Annotated in this window: 17 protein-coding genes; 4 read left to right on the top strand and 13 right to left on the bottom strand. The window is 54.9% G+C overall.

All coding sequences use genetic code 11. The annotated features are described in order from the left end of the window. Positions 1–31: 31 nt before the first annotated feature. Entirely contained in the window at positions 32–3,310 is a 3,279-nt protein-coding gene (locus ACN085_RS01505) for an Rne/Rng family ribonuclease (protein WP_419110359.1), read from the bottom strand. 554 nt (positions 3,311–3,864) lie between these two features. On the opposite strand from ACN085_RS01505, the gene ACN085_RS01500 reads away from it, so the two are divergent. After that, on the top strand, positions 3,865–4,491 hold the full coding sequence (locus tag ACN085_RS01500; protein ID WP_419099574.1) for a vitamin K epoxide reductase family protein: 627 nt from the start codon (positions 3,865–3,867) through the stop codon (positions 4,489–4,491). Positions 4,492–4,571: 80 nt separating this feature from the next. On the opposite strand, the gene ndk is transcribed toward ACN085_RS01500, so the two are convergent. From ndk to ileS, 4 genes are all read right to left on the bottom strand, one after another. After that, positions 4,572–4,988, bottom strand: a complete 417-nt coding sequence (gene ndk / locus ACN085_RS01495; protein WP_419105316.1) for a nucleoside-diphosphate kinase — start codon at positions 4,986–4,988, stop codon at positions 4,572–4,574. Positions 4,989–5,152: 164 nt separating this feature from the next. After that, complete coding sequence (locus tag ACN085_RS01490) at positions 5,153–5,593, bottom strand: DUF4233 domain-containing protein (RefSeq protein WP_419099572.1); 441 nt, start codon at positions 5,591–5,593, stop codon at positions 5,153–5,155. A gap of 14 nt (positions 5,594–5,607) precedes the next feature. Continuing rightward, positions 5,608–7,032, bottom strand: coding sequence for a bifunctional folylpolyglutamate synthase/dihydrofolate synthase (locus ACN085_RS01485; RefSeq protein WP_419110358.1), 1,425 nt, complete (start codon positions 7,030–7,032; stop codon positions 5,608–5,610). After that, entirely contained in the window at positions 7,033–10,347 is a 3,315-nt protein-coding gene (gene ileS, locus ACN085_RS01480; RefSeq protein ID WP_419110357.1) for an isoleucine--tRNA ligase, read from the bottom strand. 617 nt (positions 10,348–10,964) lie between these two features. Between ileS and ACN085_RS01475 the strand changes: the two genes are divergently transcribed. Further along, entirely contained in the window at positions 10,965–11,906 is a 942-nt protein-coding gene (locus tag ACN085_RS01475; protein WP_419110356.1) for a restriction endonuclease, read from the top strand. 159 nt (positions 11,907–12,065) lie between these two features. After that, positions 12,066–12,590 (top strand): DUF805 domain-containing protein, encoded by a 525-nt coding sequence (locus ACN085_RS01470; protein WP_419105320.1) that lies wholly within the window; start codon positions 12,066–12,068, stop codon positions 12,588–12,590. A 72-nt stretch (positions 12,591–12,662) separates the two neighbouring features. Here the strand turns inward: ACN085_RS01470 and ACN085_RS01465 are convergent, their stop codons facing one another. Beyond that, complete coding sequence (locus ACN085_RS01465; protein ID WP_419110355.1) at positions 12,663–12,794, bottom strand: hypothetical protein; 132 nt, start codon at positions 12,792–12,794, stop codon at positions 12,663–12,665. Between the two features lie 225 nt (positions 12,795–13,019). Between ACN085_RS01465 and pdxY the strand changes: the two genes are divergently transcribed. Next, complete coding sequence (gene pdxY, locus ACN085_RS01460) at positions 13,020–13,871, top strand: pyridoxal kinase PdxY (RefSeq protein ID WP_419099568.1); 852 nt, start codon at positions 13,020–13,022, stop codon at positions 13,869–13,871. A 197-nt stretch (positions 13,872–14,068) separates the two neighbouring features. On the opposite strand, the gene ACN085_RS01455 is transcribed toward pdxY, so the two are convergent. The 7 genes from ACN085_RS01455 to ACN085_RS01425 all read right to left on the bottom strand — a co-directional run bounded on the left by ACN085_RS01455 (position 14,069) and on the right by ACN085_RS01425 (position 18,364). Continuing rightward, the gene (locus tag ACN085_RS01455) at positions 14,069–14,701 is read right to left on the bottom strand and encodes a hypothetical protein (RefSeq protein ID WP_419110354.1); all 633 of its coding nucleotides are present in this window, start codon (positions 14,699–14,701) and stop codon (positions 14,069–14,071) included. Between the two features lie 14 nt (positions 14,702–14,715). Beyond that, positions 14,716–15,330, bottom strand: a complete 615-nt coding sequence (locus ACN085_RS01450; RefSeq protein ID WP_419110353.1) for a hypothetical protein — start codon at positions 15,328–15,330, stop codon at positions 14,716–14,718. A 26-nt stretch (positions 15,331–15,356) separates the two neighbouring features. Beyond that, positions 15,357–16,052: a hypothetical protein gene (locus ACN085_RS01445; RefSeq protein ID WP_419110352.1), complete on the bottom strand. Its 696-nt coding sequence runs from the start codon at positions 16,050–16,052 to the stop codon at positions 15,357–15,359. Between the two features lie 271 nt (positions 16,053–16,323). Then, entirely contained in the window at positions 16,324–16,812 is a 489-nt protein-coding gene (locus tag ACN085_RS01440; protein WP_419110351.1) for a hypothetical protein, read from the bottom strand. A 36-nt stretch (positions 16,813–16,848) separates the two neighbouring features. Beyond that, the gene (locus ACN085_RS01435; protein WP_419110350.1) at positions 16,849–17,037 is read right to left on the bottom strand and encodes a hypothetical protein; all 189 of its coding nucleotides are present in this window, start codon (positions 17,035–17,037) and stop codon (positions 16,849–16,851) included. 124 nt (positions 17,038–17,161) lie between these two features. Next, entirely contained in the window at positions 17,162–17,317 is a 156-nt protein-coding gene (locus ACN085_RS01430) for a hypothetical protein (protein WP_419110349.1), read from the bottom strand. 423 nt (positions 17,318–17,740) lie between these two features. Beyond that, positions 17,741–18,364, bottom strand: coding sequence for a hypothetical protein (locus ACN085_RS01425; protein WP_419110348.1), 624 nt, complete (start codon positions 18,362–18,364; stop codon positions 17,741–17,743). Positions 18,365–18,411: the final 47 nt, after the last annotated feature.

Here is an 18,411-nt window from a genome sequence, read left to right as displayed (position 1 = left end):
GGCGAAGGGGCGGGGGCCAACCGGCTAGGGCTTAGCGGCCCTGACGCTTGATGTCGGCGGCAGAGACACCAACACCCAACATAACGGGGCCGTTCTCAGCCGCGGTTACCGGCTTCTGAACCTGCTCAAGGCTGGCAACAACCGAAGTACCCTGGGCAGCTGCAACTTGCTCAGTCTTGACAGCCGAAGATCCGGCGCCTGAGCTGACAGCACGGCGGGGGCGGCGCTTCTTACGCGGAGACTCAGCTACCGGCTCAGCGATAGCTTCGACCTGCGCTACCTCAGCAACAGGCTCAGCAGCTTTCTTACCTGGGGTTGCCACACCGGTGACACCGGGTTCAGCAGGAACCTCAAGGGGAGCGACATACTTGACGTCCGAGCTGGTAGCCCTGCGTGGACGCCGGCCACGGCCCCGACCACCTTCAGGTGAGCTATCCCGCTCATTCCAGTTACGGCGGTTGGAGCTACGACCCGTACGGTCGCCACCGCGCTGGGGAGAGTCCTTAGACTCTTCGCCGTCGCGAGGTTGGTACTCACGGCCAGCACGCTGGGAGGCGCGGGCCCTAGCCTCAGCGGCACGGATAGCATCGAGCCTGGTTGAGCTCTGCGTAAAGCGAGAGTCAGCCTCGGGGTCAACTTCCAAACTGGCATCAGAGTTCGCAGACAGAGCATCGGCAGAAATCTCCTGACGCTGTTTACTGCCACGGCGCTTACCCTGGTTGCGGGCACGGCCTACGGGGCGGTTGTCCTCTTGATCCGGGGCCTCAGAGTCGAACACAGCGGCCAGAGTTTCAAGCGTGAAGGAGCCCTGCTCCCCCATGCCCTCTTCAAGAGACTCAAGCTCACCACCGGTGGGAAGCTCAATGACATCATCACCGATAGTAAGGACCTGCTCTGCACCCTGCTGGCTAGCATCAAATTCTGCACCAGCTTCGGCACGGCGGTTACGCTTGCGGCGCTTACGCTTACGAGCTGACTTAGATTCGGCTTCTCCCTCTTCATCCTCGTGCTGGCCGCTGGTAGCGGCTACCAGATTGGCAAGAGCCGCCTTACGGGCCTCAGCCTTCTGCTCATCGCTCTCATCAATTTCGGCGATGTCAGCACGGCGAACCTGATTCTTCTGGTTGCGGTAACGCTTGCGGTCATCGCGCTCAGAACGGTGAATGAAGTCCGACGCGCCGCCGCTACGGCCCTTCAGCGGCTGGTCATGCACCAGCAGACCACGGCCTGCACAGGCCTCGCAGGGCTCCGAAAAAACCTCAAGCAGGCCGGTTCCCATACGCTTACGAGTCATCTGAACCAGACCCAGGGAAGTCACTTCAGCGACCTGGTGCTTGGTGCGGTCACGGCCCAGGCACTCCACCAGACGGCGCAGTACCAGCTCGCGGTTAGACTCAAGGACCATATCAATGAAGTCAACCACGATGATGCCACCAATATCGCGCAGACGGAGCTGACGGACGATTTCTTCGGCCGCTTCCAGGTTGTTCTTAGTAACGGTTTCTTCCAGGTTGCCACCGCTACCGGTGAACTTGCCCGTGTTCACATCGACTACGGTCATAGCTTCGGTGCGGTCAATCACCAGCGAACCACCGGAGGGCAGGTAGACCTTACGGTCAAGTGCTTTCTGGAGCTGTTCCTCAATACGGTAGTGGTCAAAGAGGTCATCGTCCTCTTCCCACTGCTTGAGGCGATCGAGCAGGTCGGGGGCAACATAGGTAACATAGGCCTCAATCGAGTCCCAGGCTTCCTGCCCCTGGACCATCATGGACGTAAAGTCCTCATTGAAGACATCGCGGACCGTCTTGATAGTCAGATCGGGTTCCTGGTAGAGAAGCTCAGGGGCAAGTACCTTGCGGGACTCGCTCTTTCCCTTGATTTCCTCCCACTGAACACGCAGACGGTTGATATCGTTGCTCAGCTCTTCTTCGCTAGCGCCCTCAGCGGCAGTACGCACAATAACGCCCGCATCTTCGGGGAGCTTGTCCTTAAGAATCCTCTTCAGGCGCTGACGTTCAACATCGGGTAGCTTACGAGAAATACCGGTCATAGAGCCACCGGGTACATACACCAGGTAGCGACCAGGTAGCGAAACCTGGCTGGTCAAACGGGCACCCTTATGCCCCACGGGGTCCTTGGTTACCTGCACCAGAACCGAATCCCCAGCTTTGAGAGCGTTCTCAATTTTGCGGGGGGCACCATCCAGGCCACTGACATCCCAGTTGACCTCCCCCGCGTACAGCACAGCGTTACGGCCACGGCCAATGTCAACGAAAGCAGCTTCCATAGAGGGCAGAACGTTCTGGACCTTGCCCAGATAGACGTTGCCAATCAGGGAATCCTGCTGGGTCTTAGAGACAAAATGCTCGGCCAGAATACCGTCTTCAAGAACACCGATCTGGATACGATCGTCCTTCTGACGCACCAGCATCTGGCGGTCCACCGACTCGCGGCGGGCCAGGAACTCAGCCTCGGTGATGATCTGGCGACGACGGCCGGTTGCGCGGGTTTCGCGGCGGCGCTGGCGCTTAGCCTCAAGGCGGGTAGAACCGCGAACACCGGTGACCCGGTTGCTGCTGTGAGAATCAGGCAGGCGGGGTGCGCGCACCTTAACAACGGTGTCCTCGGGATCACCCTCAGTGCCACCCTCAAACTCAAGGTCAGCGTCGCCGCGGCGGCGACGACGACGGCGGCGGGAAGTAACCTCAGGGTCAAGATCAGCCAGACGGCGCTCGCGTCGCTCAGCCTCTTCTGCCGCACGGCGGGCCTCTTCCTCAGCGCGGAGCTGTTCCTTGATGGAATCAAGGTCGGGTGAGTAGAAGAGCAGGCTATTAGCGCTGGCAGCAGCTGCAATACGGGCCAGTTCTTCTTCTTTCTGTTCACGCAGGGTCTTCTGGCGGGCAGTTTCTGCGGCCTGTTCCTCGGCGGTCATGGTCGGGTCTAGCCCGCCAGCTTGGTCCTCTTCCTCGGCGACAACAGCTTCTTCTACCTCTTCCTCCGTCTGCCCTGAGGGTCCTTCGGTGGCTTCCGAGCCACTGTCGGTAGATGACTGCTCAGCGGGTTCGGCAGACTCGTCGACTTCGCTGGTTACTGTAAGACTTTCGGGCTCCGAATCGGATTCACCCTGCGGCGCGACTTCTTGGGGTTGAGCCTTCGTGACAGGGCGACGGGTGCGAGTCCGCTTTTTGACGGGCTTATTCTCAGCGGCCGGAGCCTCCTGAGTCTCAGGCTGATCTTTAACCGCAGTCTGAGGTTCCTCCACAGACTGGGGTTCGAGGTTTTCTGGGGCCTCGTTCTGTTCGCTGCTCATCAGCGTCCACTCTCCTTTAAGTACATGTGCCGCCACCGCATGAGCGGACTTATAGTTCGTCGATGATCCCACCGCTTACTAACGCGGTGTCCACCGAAATCCTGTCTACCCGGTTCGCTAGAGCACCTAGGCTTATCCTCGGTCGGTCAAGGCTTCTATGCTCCGTACCGAGTGAAAACCGGGCCAGCGGCGACCTCCGAGGCGGCCCATCCGGGGCCACTCTTTGCAGGGAATAACCGCTCCGACAGCGCAAAGCTAGCGGCGTAGCGGTCTCCTATCAGGGTGCCTACTGGGTAGTGAGACCGTATGCGGACGGCACACTACCACACTCATTCTCTCACAGACAGGGACATTTAGCCCCATTAAAGTAGGTGAGCCTTTCACGGCAGACCGAGCACAAAACCAGCCCGCTCCAAGGACCATCAAGGCCACAGCCATACAGCAGCTGTGAACTTTCGTAAAGAAACCCCCGACGGTGGCACTTACCCCCTTGCTCCGGGAAACCTGCGCGTACTATGGAGAGGTAAGCGCTATATAAAACCTAAGGATTCGCTGTGTCTACACCCGTTAGCAGGCTTGATACCCTACCGGAAGAAGAACATGCCAGAGCAGACCGCCGTCTGGGCTGGTTCACTCTACTCCCTGGCCTCATCGCTTTAGCTTCTTCCTCGATGCTAGTTTATGAGCGCCTGCAAATTTATATGGACGGGGCCCACAAATCTGTCTGCGACCTGAACGCCCTCCTCAACTGCGGAACGGTTATGCGTACCTGGCAGGCTGAAGTATTCGGCTTCCCCAACCCCTTCATCGGTCTGGTGGGTTACGGAATTGTTCTCGCTATCTCCACCGCTCTCATAGCTGGAGCCCGCTTCAAGCGCTGGTACTGGATCGGTATGCAGGTAGGGCACACGCTCGCTATGGCTTTCGTTCTTTGGCTCTGGTACAACACTACTTTTGACATCAATGCCCTGTGCCTGTTCTGCATGATTGTGTGGGTTATGCAGACCATGATTTTTGTTAGGGTGACAGCCCGTAACCTCCAGGCCGGTCTCATCCCGGCTCCCGAATCAATCCGTCTGGCCGCCCCCACCTGGACCTGGTTCTCCATCACACTGATTCTAATTCTAGTGTTCGGTATCGTCTTTATCCGCTTCTTTGACGTGATCGTGGGAATGTTCTAAACCCAGCCTCACCATCAGAAAAGCTGTGGCCTCCACTCAACCGGTGGAGGCCACAGCTTTTTGGCACCTGCCTCAAACCCTTAGGAGGCGAACCAGAGGGCGATTTCTCGGGCTGCCGATTCAGCTGAATCGGACCCGTGAACCAGGTTCTTCTGGACGCTCTGACCCCAGTCACGGGCAAAGTCACCGCGGATAGTGCCGGGAGCCGCAGTGGTGGGGTTAGAGGAACCCATCAGGCTGCGGGCACCCTCAATAACGCCCTCGCCCTCAAGTACCAGAGCAACAACAGACCCGGAACCCATGTAAGAAACCAGCGGCTCGTAGAAGGGTTTGCCCTCGTGCTCTGCATAGTGCTGGGCCAAAAGCTCCTGGGAGGGGACCAGCATCTTTAGCTCAGCCAGGCGGTAGCCCTTACGCTCAAAACGGGCCAAAATTTCACCGGTCAGGTTGCGTTCTACGCCATCGGGCTTAACCAAAATTAGGGTGCGCTCAGACATGAAGATCTCCTTTAGTAGTCAGGGAAAAGTTTATTCTCACCCTACCAGAGTAGGAGGATCAATCTTAGAGTTACCAGACATAAGCTCAGTGCCCCCGAACCGCACAGGGCGGGCGAGGGCACCGGGCCGCTTGAAAAGGTTGCAGCTAGAAGAGGTTTCAGTCTTTATCTATTTCGCTGAGCCTTCTCCCATTCTTCCTGTTCGCGGGCACGAATCTCGTTTTCCGCGTCAAGGCGGCTACCGCGAGTCACTCCAAACCAATAGGCCACCGCAAAAGCGGCACCCACCAAGAACATGGAAGGCAGAGCAAAGCCAACCGCAATCAGCAGGACCTGTAGGAGGTACCCCAGATGGTAGCCCCAGGGTTTACGGAGCAGAGCCGGAGTAAGTACCAGGGCACCTGCCAGGAAAAGACCCAGCACCCAGATCAGGACTTTGATCCAGGTAGGGTCATTGAAATGGTGGCCAAAAATAGCCAGGGTCGCAAAGAAAGCAACCAGAGCTTCCAAAGAAAGCACCATGGAGGTAAACAAAACCTTGATAGACCGCCGTTTGGGGGCTTGCCCGGGCTTCCACTCCCGCTGAGCGCGTGTCATACGAGCCATCGGTATTCCTTTCCTTACAGACCTAGCAGGGTGCTGGCTTGGCCCACTACGGTGATAGAACCGGTGACCAGCACAGCAGAGTTCAGGTTGGGAACATCAGCCGCAACAGTGACAGCAGCAGCAAGAGCATCGGCCACATTTTCGTGGGTCTCGACCTTATCCTCATCAAAGCCTGCTTCAAGGGCCAGCTCCACAAGAGCCTCCGGGGCAATTGCACGCGGCGAATCAGAGGCAGTCAGGTGCAGAACAGTGCGGAAGTCCTGACGATCGACGTACTCGCTGAGCAAGATCTCGAACATGCCAGCAGCATCCTTCTCACCCAGAATACCTACCACCAGATGCAGTTCCTGGAAGCTGAAGGACTCCTTGAAAGCGGTAGCCGATGCAAGCAAACCGTGAGGATTATGGGCCGCATCAAGCACCACGGGCGGCTCAGTACGGGCAAGTTCCAGGCGACCGGGTGAACGAACCTCACCAAAAGCCAGTTTAACCAGCTCAAGGTTCAGTTCTTTCTGCCCACCACCTAAGAATGCTTCCACCGTTGCCAGGGCCACCGAGGCGTTCTGAGCCTGATGGGCACCAAAGAGTGGCAGGGCAATGTCATCGTAACGGGTAGCTAGGCCCTCAATAGTGATGAGCTGGCCCCCCACACCTGCGGTTCGTTGGGTCGTCCCAAATTCAACACCCTCGAAACGGTAGTCGGCGTTCTGGGCCTGGGCTGCTTCAAGTAAGACCTGTGCCGCCTGCGGGTCCTGAACGGCAGAAACCAGGAAACCATCAGGTTTGATGATGCCGGCCTTTTCAGCGGCGATTTCGGCCAGGGTCTCCCCCAGTATGTCGGTGTGGTCAAGGCCGATGGGGGTCACCACTGAAACCGTAGCATCGGCGACATTGGTGGCATCCCAGGTGCCCCCGATACCTACTTCAAGAACCATGACGTCAACCGGCTCATCGGCAAAGATAGCGAAAGCCAGAATGGTCAAGGCCTCAAAGTAGGTGATACGGGGCTGACCTGCGGCTTCAAGCTCAGCATCCACAATATCCAGGTAGGGCTTGATTTCTCCCCAGATACGCACAAAAGTGCTATCTGCCACCGGCGCACCGTCAATATTGATGCGCTCGGTGACCCGTGCCAGGTGAGGGCTGGTGTACCGGCCGGTACGGATATCGTGGGCCATGAGCAGACGCTCAATCATGCGGGCGGTAGAGGTCTTCCCGTTCGTTCCGGTCACATGAATCACCGGGGCAGAGCGATGAGGCTCCCCCAGGATATCCACAGCCCGACGCACTGCATCAAGACGGGGTTCCATCTTGTTCTCGGGCGCACGGCCAAGAAGCTCCGCGTAGACCGTTGCCAGGCCGGGGGCGTCATCCGCAAGGACGCCCTGAGCCTGAACCTCGGTGAAGACAGGATCTATATTCAGGGACTGGTCCGTCATTTAGGCCTTCTCTACGGTTGCTGAGAACTCAGTTCCCTCAGCGTAGGAGATGCTCACTGCCAGAGTCTCACCTGCAACCAGCTGCTCGTGGGCGCGAATCGCTTCAAGGTCAGCAGCAGGTGCCAAGACGGTGAGCTTGATACGGTCAGCGACGTTCAGGCCGGCTTCTTTACGCTCGGACTGGATTGCGCGGATTGCATCGCGGGCAGTGCCCTCTGCAAGGAGCTCATCTGTCAGGGCGGTATCAAGAACTAGGAATCCTCCACCGGGCAGAACAGAAACCGCGCCTTCGGCGGCCCCATCGGCCTCAGCGACCACGGTTTCAAGCTCATATTCACCGGCCTCAAGAGCCATACCACCCTCAACAGCCTGGAAGCCAACGACCACAGTACCGTCCTCGGCGACCTTCCAGTCACCGCTCTTGGAAGCCTTGATAGCGACCTGAACCTGCTTGCCCAGGCGGGGCCCAGCGGCACGCGCATTGACCTTAAGTTGCTGAGAGATACCGAAGTCAGCAGGGGCCACCTCTGCGGCATCCAGCAGTTCAACGGTTTTGATATTTAGCTCATCAGCGATGATGCTCTCGAAGGTTCCGGCGAGTTCCTTACCGCCAGCAACAGCAACAGTCAGGTGAGCCAGGGGCTGGCGTACGCGCAACTTCTTAGCCTTACGCAAAGCCGAACCGGCAGAAGCAACTGCCCGGGTAGTCTCCATGAGAGCAAGCAGGTCCTCTTCGTTCTTGAAGTCCTCAGGGGTGGGCAAATCGGTCAGGTGAACCGAGCGCTCGCCGGTCAGGCCACGGTAGATTTCCTCGCTGGTCAGCGGAAGCAAGGGGGCGGCAACCTTGACCATAGTGACCAGGGCGGTGTAAAGCACATCAAAGGCTGCGGTATCTTCGTTGAAGAAACGCTCGCGGGAACGGCGCACATACCAGTTAGTCAGAGCATCGGTGTAGGAACGCAGAGCATCGCAGGCGGCAGACACATCGTAGGCGTCCATTGCCTCGGTGACCTGGGCGACCAGCTGGCGGGTCTTGCCCAGGATAAAGCGGTCCATGACGTGCTCGGCCTCGGAGACCAGTTTTGCCTCGTAGCCAGTGCCCTGGTGAGCTGCGTTGGTGTAGAGAGCAAAGAAGTGGTAGACGTTCCACAGGGGTAGCATGACCTGGCGGACCCCCTCACGGATACCCTGTTCGGTCACAATCAGGTTGCCACCGCGCAGAATGGGGGAAGACATCAAGAACCAGCGCATAGCGTCAGAGCCATCGCGGTCCAGCACCTCGGACACATCGGGGTAGTTGCGCAGGGACTTAGACATCTTCTGCCCATCTGAGCCCAGCACTATACCGTGAGCAATGACGTTCTCAAAGGCAGTACGATCAAAGAGCGCGGTTGCCAGAATGTGCATGGTGTAGAACCAGCCGCGGGTCTGGCCGATGTACTCCACAATGAAGTCAGCCGGGTAGTGAGCCTCGAACCACTCCTTGTTCTCAAAGGGGTAGTGGAACTGGGCGAAAGGCATGGAGCCGGAGTCGAACCAAACATCCAGTACGTCCTCTACACGGCGCATGGTGGACTTACCGGTGGGATCATCGGGGTTTGGGCGGGTTAGCTCGTCAATGTAGGGGCGATGCAGGTCAACCTGGCCGTCCTTGTTCAGGGGCAGGCGACCGAAGTCTGCCTCTAGCTCAGCCAGTGAACCGTAAACGTCGGTTCGGGGGTAGTTGGGGTCATCGGAAACCCACACAGGGATTGGTGAGCCCCAGAAGCGGTTACGTGAAATTGACCAGTCGCGGGCGTTCTCTACCCACTTACCGAACTGACCGTGCTTGACGTTCTCGGGGATCCAGTTGATATTCTCATTCAGTTGGCTCATGCGGTCTTTGAAGTCGGTGACGCGCACATACCAGGAGGTGATGGCGCGGTAGACCAGCGGGGTGCGGCAGCGCCAGCAGTGCGGGTAGGAGTGCACGTAGGACTTCTCACGAATCAGGGTGCCGTCGGCCTTGAGTACGTTGATGATGGTGCGGTTGGCATCAAAAATCTGCACACCGGCAATATCTGCCAGGGGCGCACCCTCAGCCAGGTTGGGGTCGGCGAACAGGTCAAGGAACTTAGCGCCCTCGTCCATAGAGAGGATCACGGGAATACCGTAAGCCTCGCAGGCCTTCTGGTCCTCTTCACCGTAGGCAGGTGCCTGGTGTACCAGACCGGTACCATCGGTGGTGGTCACGTAATCAGCCAGCAGAATCTGCCAGGAGTTTGCGGTGCCAAACTTCTCGGCATCGGTGAAGTAGTCCCACAGGGGTGCGTAGCGCAGGCCTTCAAGCTGGCTACCGGTGTAGGTTGCCAGGACAGCGGCACGGGCTGCCTCCACCGGGTTTTCTTCAGCGGCGTAGCCCAGGTCCTTGGCGTACTCCCCTAGTAGGTCCTCAGCCAGCAGGAAGCGGCGGCCAGCCAGCTCACCGGCACCGGCTACAAGGGCGTAGCGCACCTGGGGGCCAACGGCAAGCGCCTGGTTGGTGGGCAGGGTCCAGGGGGTGGTGGTCCAGGCAAGAGCCTCAACCCCCACCAGTTCAGCGGCAACAGCCTGATCGGCGGCTAGGGAGGTGTCGCCGGTAATGCGGAAAGCAACGGTGACCGAGGGGTCCTGGCGGTCCTTGTAGACGTCATCGTCCATGCGCAGCTCGTGGTTTGAAAGCGGGGTTTCGTCTTTCCAGCAGTAGGGCAGAACGCGGAAACCCTCGTAGGTTAGTCCCTTGTCGTGCAACTGTTTGAAGGCCCAGATGACCGACTCCATGTACTCAACGTTCAGGGTCTTGTAGTCGTTCTCAAAGTCGACCCAGCGGGCCTGACGGGTGACGTATTCTTCCCACTCTGTGGTGTACTTGAGCACTGAGGCGCGGGCGGCATCGTTGAAGTTATCAATGCCCATCTCGATAATCTGTTGCTTATCGGTCATACCCAGCTGCTTCATGGCTTCAAGCTCAGCGGGCAGGCCGTGAGTGTCCCAGCCAAAGCGGCGTTCGACTTTGTGTCCGCGCTGGGTCTGGTAGCGGGCTACCAGGTCTTTAACGTAGCCGGTGAGCAGGTGGCCGTAGTGGGGCAGGCCGTTAGCGAAGGGAGGACCATCATTGAATACAAACTCGTTGGCCCCGTTAGCGCCTGCCTCCCTGTTGTCAATGGAGGCTTGGAAAGTACCGTCCTGCTTCCAGTAGCTCAGCACGGCTTCTTCGAGTGCTGGGAAGGAGGGGGAAGCGGCTACGAAGCTGGCACCGCTTGCGCTTGCCTTAGGGTAGACAGGCTTTTGAGTCATGGTTGCGACCTTTAGTTCTCGACATGGGTTGAGTTTGGGTTCTGCAAGGACGCTAGGCCCGAACTAGGTGCCGGGTTTGGCGCGGTACCACCTTGCTTACTGAAAGAACCGGCCCGACTCCCAGCCATTGCCTTACGGGGCTTGCATGGGCCTGCGCCAGCGGCTAGCTCGTCGTGAGATGAGCCAGCCGCTGGCGCAGGTGCCGAACCGGTTATCAGTCGCTTCATGACAGCTGTTTCGGGCTTACCCGTCCGGGTCTACTGGGGTTATATCTATTCCGCGCACTCCCCTCGTCGCAACGAATTTACGGGGGTGTGCAGGTATAACCTGTTCTTCCGGATTGCTCGCCGGTGATGGCCGGGTCTTTGCAACTGATACTTAGTTTATGCGCTGATTCCGCCTCTGTCTAACCTGTTTTTGACCCATTTTTTACCTGTTTATTCATTGAGGCCTCAAATTACAGAGATGTGAGTACAAGATATAGGGGTAGCGCCCCACGGTGCCCCCAAGATAGCGGCCAGTGCAGGTAAAACAAGGTGAGCAGACCAACCTAAATTACAATTTTGGGTTTTGGGAATTCTGCTCTTCGAAGCACTCTCCCAGCTAGAATTACCACCATGACAAACGATAAATCTACAGCTACTGTTCCCCCTTGGCCGTTCTTTGTTCGTCCAGCCTTGGAGGTGCTTGAAGAGCACGATGTGGTCAGCACGAAAGACATCGTAAGACTTATCGAAGACCGATACCTAGCCTCCCCTGATGCACGCTCAGCAAAGTTGCCCAGCGGTATGAAAGTTTCTGCTCACCGTATTGGCTGGACGCTCAGCCACATCACTAAAGCAGGATGGGCAGTCCGCCCCTCGAAAGGCTTCTATACCATCACTGAAGCCGGTAAAAATTGGCTGGAAGGTAATAGAAACACCAACCTTACCTATGCAGAAGCGAACAAAATATTTAGGCAGTTCTGGCCTCAGAGAAAAACGAGTGGGGAAATAAGCTCTGTTGATTCTCACAATCTAGAAATTGATTTGGAGCCCCCGGCTGAATCAATCGAAAAGGGTATCGCTCTTCTCACTTCACAAGCGAAAGACGAGTTACTGGTGCGCCTTCGCGCCTCAGACCCGTCTTTTTTCGAGAAAGCTGTTATCAAGCTATTATTCGCTATGGGCTACGGAGGTGCGGAGAAGCGAGGCCAGCAGATCGGAGGTAGCGGAGACGGTGGTGTAGATGGAGTAATCGACCAAGATGCGCTGGGACTCGAAAAGATCTATGTACAGGCCAAAAGATATGCAGAAAACAACAGTATCGGTAGCGCAACCATACGTGAGTTTATCGGCGCCTTAGCTATCAAAGGGGTAAGTTCTGGAGTTTTTATCACAACCAGTAATTTCACCGAGTCCGCCCGGCGAACTGCTGATTCACCTTCCCATAGCATTGCCTTGATCGATGGTGAACGTCTTACGTCCCTCATGGTCAAGTACAAAGTAGGTATCCAAATAAAGCAGATGTACGAAGTTGTTGAGCTGGACGAAGAGTTCTTCGATGATGCCGATATGTAGTGATTCAACCGATTCTGCGCCCCCATTGCGCCCTTTGCGAGCTTCCACCGATTAGTTCCTGAGATATTTGGTGCATGGGATATCACGGTAAGTAGCGTCAATGCCTGCCATAATAGTATTTACACATTTTGTTTACTCTATCTATATTGAGGTCTTACAGTGACTCAGTCAGCTACCCCCACGCACCCGGCACCCCGCCCACACGTCAGCTTTGGACAGGCCCTTAAAAATTGGCGCAAGTACATGTTCCGCTTTAGCGGACGCGCTTCACGCTCAGAATTCTGGTGGGTCATGCTCGTATGGTTTATTATCAGCTTGGTGCTTTCCATAATAGCTTTGGTGGCAATTGTTCCAACATTCAACCATCTTCAGCAACTACAAGAAGCGGCGTCCACAAGTCTGGATGCATACAATGAATATAGGCAGGCGTCTAATGAGCTCGGCCCGGCGTTGGCTGGTAAGACGTTGATTTTCGCACTTATTATCGGTGTATTTGGAATTGTACAGTTTGTCACCATGCTGGGCCTCTGGTGGCGCCGCCTGCAAGACGCCAATTTTCACGGTGCTTTTTACTTACTGAGCTTCGCAGGCCCCGGTGCACTTGTTCCCCTAATTATGGCTATTCTGCCCTCTAACCCTGCAGGTGTCCGCTTCGACAAACCAGAAGATGCAACCCGCCCGTAGAACTTACGTGGTTTAGCAATCATGCCGCTGGCTCCTTACCCGGGTCAGCGGCATTTTTGTTGATCAAGCAGCCTACTGGAGCAATCCTTGCTCAGTCTGGGCCGCCCAGCTTGCGAAGCTCTGGTCGCGGTACTGGAGGTGGACCAGGTAGTTCCGAACCTGCGGGTCCACCTTACATATACGTAGCTGGTGGCCGGGACTCATGCTCCTTGTTGCCCCCTCCCGCCTAGGTTAGCTACCGCTGGCAAGCCCATTCACGCCAGCCCGACCATCCACTTCTCTGGACCCAGCCCTACCTACCCTTGATGTAGATCAGTCCTTTTAAGATTTGGTCACAAGCATGTACCGCCCCCTTTTTTCTATTGCCGCGTGGTGTAGTGAAAGGTCATAGGGTCACAGGGAATCATGGGTCTGTGACACAATACCTTTATGCGTATTTTGTCTATTCAGTCAGCCGTAGCCTACGGGCATGTCGGCAATTCAGCAGCAGTTTTCCCCCTCCAGCGCCTAGGCCACGAGGTTATGCCAGTCAACACCGTCCTCTTCTCTAACCACACCGGCTACGGTGAGTGGCGCGGCCCCTTGATGTCCGGCGACGATGTGCGTGAGGTTGTTACCGGTATTGAAGAACGCGGCGGCCTCGATGACACCGCTCTGGTCATTTCTGGTTACCAGGGTGGCTCATCCATTGGCGATGCCATCTTGGACGCAGTGGCTAAAGCCCGTGCCAAGAACCCCAAGGTACTCTACTCCTGCGACCCTGTTCTGGGTAACGCCACCAGCGGTTGCTTTGTTTCACCTGAGGTGCAGGAGCTGATCCGTGACCGGGTCATCCAGCACGCCGATATTATTACCCCCAACCAGTTTGAGCTGGGCTTTGTCACCCGCACCAACCCGCAGACCCTCGATGAGGTGCTCGAGTCGGTCAAGAAGGCCCAGAAAATTGGCCCGAAGACGGTGCTGGTCACGAGCGTTTCGACCCCTGAAACTCCCGGCAACAGCATCCAGATGCTAGCTGTCTCCGGCGATGAGGCCTGGCTAATTACCACGGACCGGCTGCCGCTGAAGGCTAACGGTTCAGGAGACGTGACCCAAGCACTTTTTGCTTCTCACTTTACATCGGGTAAGTCTTTGAAGGAGGCCCTGGAACTGACAACAGCCAGCGTCTATGAGCTTCTGAAGAACACCCTAGAATCTGGCCAGCGCGAGCTACAGCTCATTGAATCGCAGCAGTCCTATGTGGCTCCCCAGGTTTCCTTTGAGGCCGTGCGGATCCGCTAATTTCTACTTGCGTCAAGGCCCCGCTCCCCCGGTGGGCGCGGGGCTTTAGCGTACTTCAGGGGCAGACTTGATGTGGGGTTCTCAAGGCTTTGGTAGTTGGCTCTTCAGGGTTTAGGGAGTTGAGGGGCTTGGGTTGGCTAGGCAGTTCGTGTTTCTACGGACATCAAAAGCGGCCGGGTTCATCAGAACCGCTCATCCTAAACACCACAACGCTCCCGAAAAGCCACCACAAAATCAATAAAATACGGCCGCTGAAACCTCACTTCCTTAGCAGCATGCCGAGCCTCAAACTCATCCAGCCACCCCAAAGCCTCATCCCGCAAACCAACCACCTCAAGAGCCAACACATAACTAGCCCACCACCGAGCACCGCCCATATTAGGATGACACCCCCGCTCCCTCAAAACCTCCAACGCATACTCCACCGAACACATCTTCCGCATATGAGGCACGCCCTGCTCCACCAAATACGTCAAAGGAGCCGTCAAATCAATCGGCTCATGAGGGCCTTCCTGAATATCCCAGTTAACACCCAACCTCTGGCTCCGCAAAGGATCAATCTCATGTAAAGGCTCAGCAAAGACAGGAGTTCCTTTAGGAGACAACACATAAGGCGCCACCTCACGAGCCAACTCCGTAAAAGGGTGCCATATAACCCCAAGAGACACCGACACAGAGGAACCGGCCCCGTAATTCGAACTGGTAGTCATCCGAACACAGGAGGACCACTGATCATCAAGTCGATAATGAGCATAATTGCCCACCTTCTTAAACCCTAACTGGGCAAGCTCAGCATGCCAGAGCTTTTGCACATCACGATCTCTTGCCATACAAACCACCCTCCCTAAACACCACAACGCTCCCGAAAAGCCACCACAAAATCAACAAAATACGGCTTCTGAAACCTCACTTCCTTAGCAGCATGCCGCACCTCAAACTCATCCAGCCACCCCAAAGCATCCTCCCGCAAACCAACCACCTCAAGAGCCAACACATAACTAGCCCACCACTGAGCACCCCCAATATTAGGATTACACCCACGCCACCTCAAAACATCCAAGGTGTACTCCACCGAACACATCTTCCGCATATGCGGCACGCCCTGCTCCACCAAACAGGTCACAGGAGCCGACAAATCAATCGGATCATGAGGGCCTTCTTGAATATCCCATTCAACACCCAAACGCTCACTCCGCAAAGGATCAATCTCAAACAAAGCCTCACCAAAAACCGGCTCCCCCTTTTCTTCAACCAAAAAGGGCGCCACTTCACGAGCCAACTCCGTAAAAGGATGCCACACAACACCAATAGTCACATCAACAGAGGAACCGGCCCCATAATTAGAACTCGTAGTCAACCCAACAAAACCTGACCATTCCTCATCAAAAAAGTACTGGGCATCCCTGCCCACCTTCTTAAAACCCAACTGGGCTAACTCAGCATGCCAGAGCTTCTGCACATCACGATCTCTTGCCATTATGATTCTTACCTTTCTGGGTATCCGTCAGGGAAAAAATGGTGAACCTCTATCGGGAACCCCTTGGCCGCTTCATCAACTACAAAAGTAGCACCGCGTCTTTTGGCTGCTTCTGCCTTAGCTCCGTGAGGGGTTACATCGCTCTCCAGGAAATGAGGATAAGCCTCCTGCTGGTTGGTCGTAAATTTCGCTTTAGGACCCAGCTTGGTCTCAACCCCAAAAATGGTACCATCCGGGCGGGCCGCCACAGCGTCCAATCGAACTCTAGTAGAGCCAATATCCGGTACATCCACATCAAAAGTAACCTCAGTAGCCAAGATACGATCACCGCGGGCTTCAATATCTTTGACTGCTAGTTCTGTGCCCAGCTTCCCTTTCTTATGAGCAGACAGGGCAGCCACATCAAGACCCGAATCCAGCACAGGGTTAGAGGATAAGTACTCTAACTTTCCCGGAGAATATCCACCACTTATGGGAATCCCAGAACTAATATTTCGCTGTGCAGAACTCTCCGCAACCTGCTGCACAGCACGAGTAGAAACGCTATCGGTTGCTGCCCTCGAGGTCTGAGAAACCACTGAATCAGCAGCCTCACCCACCAGCTTCTTACCCGCAGACGAAGGCCCCGGCAAAACAGCCACAGAAGCCAAAGGATCAACACTCAAGAATGAAGCCGTACCCGGGTCGTAGCCACGCGCACCCATCAACTCCACACCGCAACAACGGGGACACCACCAACACAGGTGATCTCCACTAGAGTATCAACCTTTGTGGCGTGTGAGACAAGTTCCTAAACATTACCTGTAGTGAGCTCGATACCGCGGAGATGACCAGTAACACCATAAGAGAACTCGCGTACGGCCTGGCTTTAAGGAACTTTATTCGCAACAATTAGTGAGTTTTGCACTCATCGAGCAGTGTTGAATTTATGAGATATCTATAATTCCCAGAGTCAGAAAGATAAAATGAGATACCCTACGGAACCTCACTAGGTAACTCGATACGTTTCACCTGAACCAAGCTATCGATCCAATCAGATAGCTGAATTGGATGTAACCAAAACAGCACTTGCTGGTCATGATATGAGTTCAATAGCTCAACTGCTCCATCAGTAGAATTTGCCCCCAAATCACCGCGATACACCAAGTCGCCACATTCTTTAGTCTCAATAATAATTTTTGGTGTAGCTGACGAACTCTTCAGACCACCGCCAGAACCTGATTTATAAGCCTGTGAGATTGTGCAATGCGCCTCGCGCTGCAAGGATTCATCATTTCCCACTATGAAATACAGGGGTATGCTTGCAAGACCGCCAACAACTAAAACAGTCATTGTTAATAATCCTAAAAAACCTACATAGAATTTTGGCCCCTTAGTCTTCGAGCTATGCGCTAGTGGATTTAATTCTTTATATTTGGGTTTTTCCTTGAGTTTATCCTGCGTGTACTTATTTTCATATCGCATAGGGTTCATTCCTTAGCAAAACAAATGAATTAACTGTCATTGAGCATCACTGCCTCCACTAGCAATACCTGTATTAGACCCTACATGACCGGCATGGGTAGCAGTGCCACCAGCCACATACTCCCAGTTATCGGCCACCCAGTTCCCTGCGGTGGCTAGCGCGCCCTGGTGTGCTTGCGCGTAGGCCTGTAGGTCAGCGTCGGTGGCTGGACGTAGCCCTCCCACGGGTCTACTGGTTGATCGGGTTGTTACCAGCATAGGAGTATGGGGTAAAACTCCACGCGGCCTAGCTATTTCAACAAGCGGAAAAGTCACATCGTGGGTAAGTCCAGCTGACAGCCAGAAGCCGCTAGAAATCTACGCGTTCAGCACGAGTGGAGTCAGAGCTGAGCTGTAGTTTTCCGATGTGGAAGGTAAGGGTTTGCCCTTCGTTTTCGTTGATTTTGGTGGAGAGTTCTTCGAACGAGCTGACGTTCATGTTGTGTAGGCGGCTGATATAAATCATGCCGCAGTCAGAGGTGTGGATGAAGACGCTTTCATGCTTAGTCGCTGAATGCGGCCCACCCGTTGATAAATCAATTTCTGCCGACTCGACAGTGCAAGCAAGAGGTGCTGAGGTCGTATCGTTGATAAAATTTAGTAACGGCTGGAACCAAAAACTCCCGTCGCAAAAGGAATACACAATAAAATTACAGCAAACCGTCGAAACTTAGTATTTTTAGTTTTTGCGGTTTCTGATTCTTTTTGTGTTGCTATATTCATTGTTTTAACTTCCAGACTCAAAAATGAAGCCGTACCCGGGTCGTAGCCACGAGCACCCATGAGTTCGATGCCTGCAACGACGGGGATGCTGTCTGTGTTGAACGTAAAATCTAACCCTTAGAAATCTACGCGGTTAGCCTCGGTGCTTCCACTATTCATTTGTATCCTACCGATCTAAAAAAATAAGAGCCTTATCTTTATTCTCATTGAGTTTATCGGCTAATTCTTGAAAGCTTCTGAAGCTACTCCAGAGTCGGTAGATCCTGATTTCTCCGCATTCTGAGGTTTGTATATGCACAATTTCGTGTTTGGTGGCTGATTTGGATCCACTAGTCGATGTTTCAACTACAGCTGATTCAACGGTGCATGTGCGGGGTTCAGCGGTCATATTATTGACCCATGGAACGAGTATGGGGTTAGCCATCATGAATATTACGGTTCCAAAAATCAAGGGCATAAGGATTTTTGCTCGCAGGGGAATGTGGGAGTTTTGTTTGTTTGGTGGGTGATTATTAGTTATTTTCAAAACTTTGTTTCCTGAACTATAGAAAAAACAATTATCTGCGACCAGAATCAATTGCATCCAAGAAGTAGCCTCCCCAGTTACCTCCCCCATAACACGACGCCCTGCGCTTGATGGGCCTGGTAAAGCAGTAACGAAGCCAGCGAACGCAACATTTCCAGTCAGCCCAGAAGCAGTGTAGGGTCCTGGTTGTTTCATATACGAATACGCGGCAAAGGTGCCACCGGCAAGGGCTCGAACCGCAATCCCACCGGGAACCACGTCCATGGCTAGCTGTCGTGGGCCTACTAAGACTACCCCTATTTCCTTGCTCT

Source organism: Rothia sp. P4278 (assembly GCF_048512945.1).
Lineage (GTDB): Bacteria > Actinomycetota > Actinomycetes > Actinomycetales > Micrococcaceae > Rothia.
Note: the sequence above shows the minus strand (reverse complement) of the source record. Positions and strands in the feature narration are given on the sequence as shown.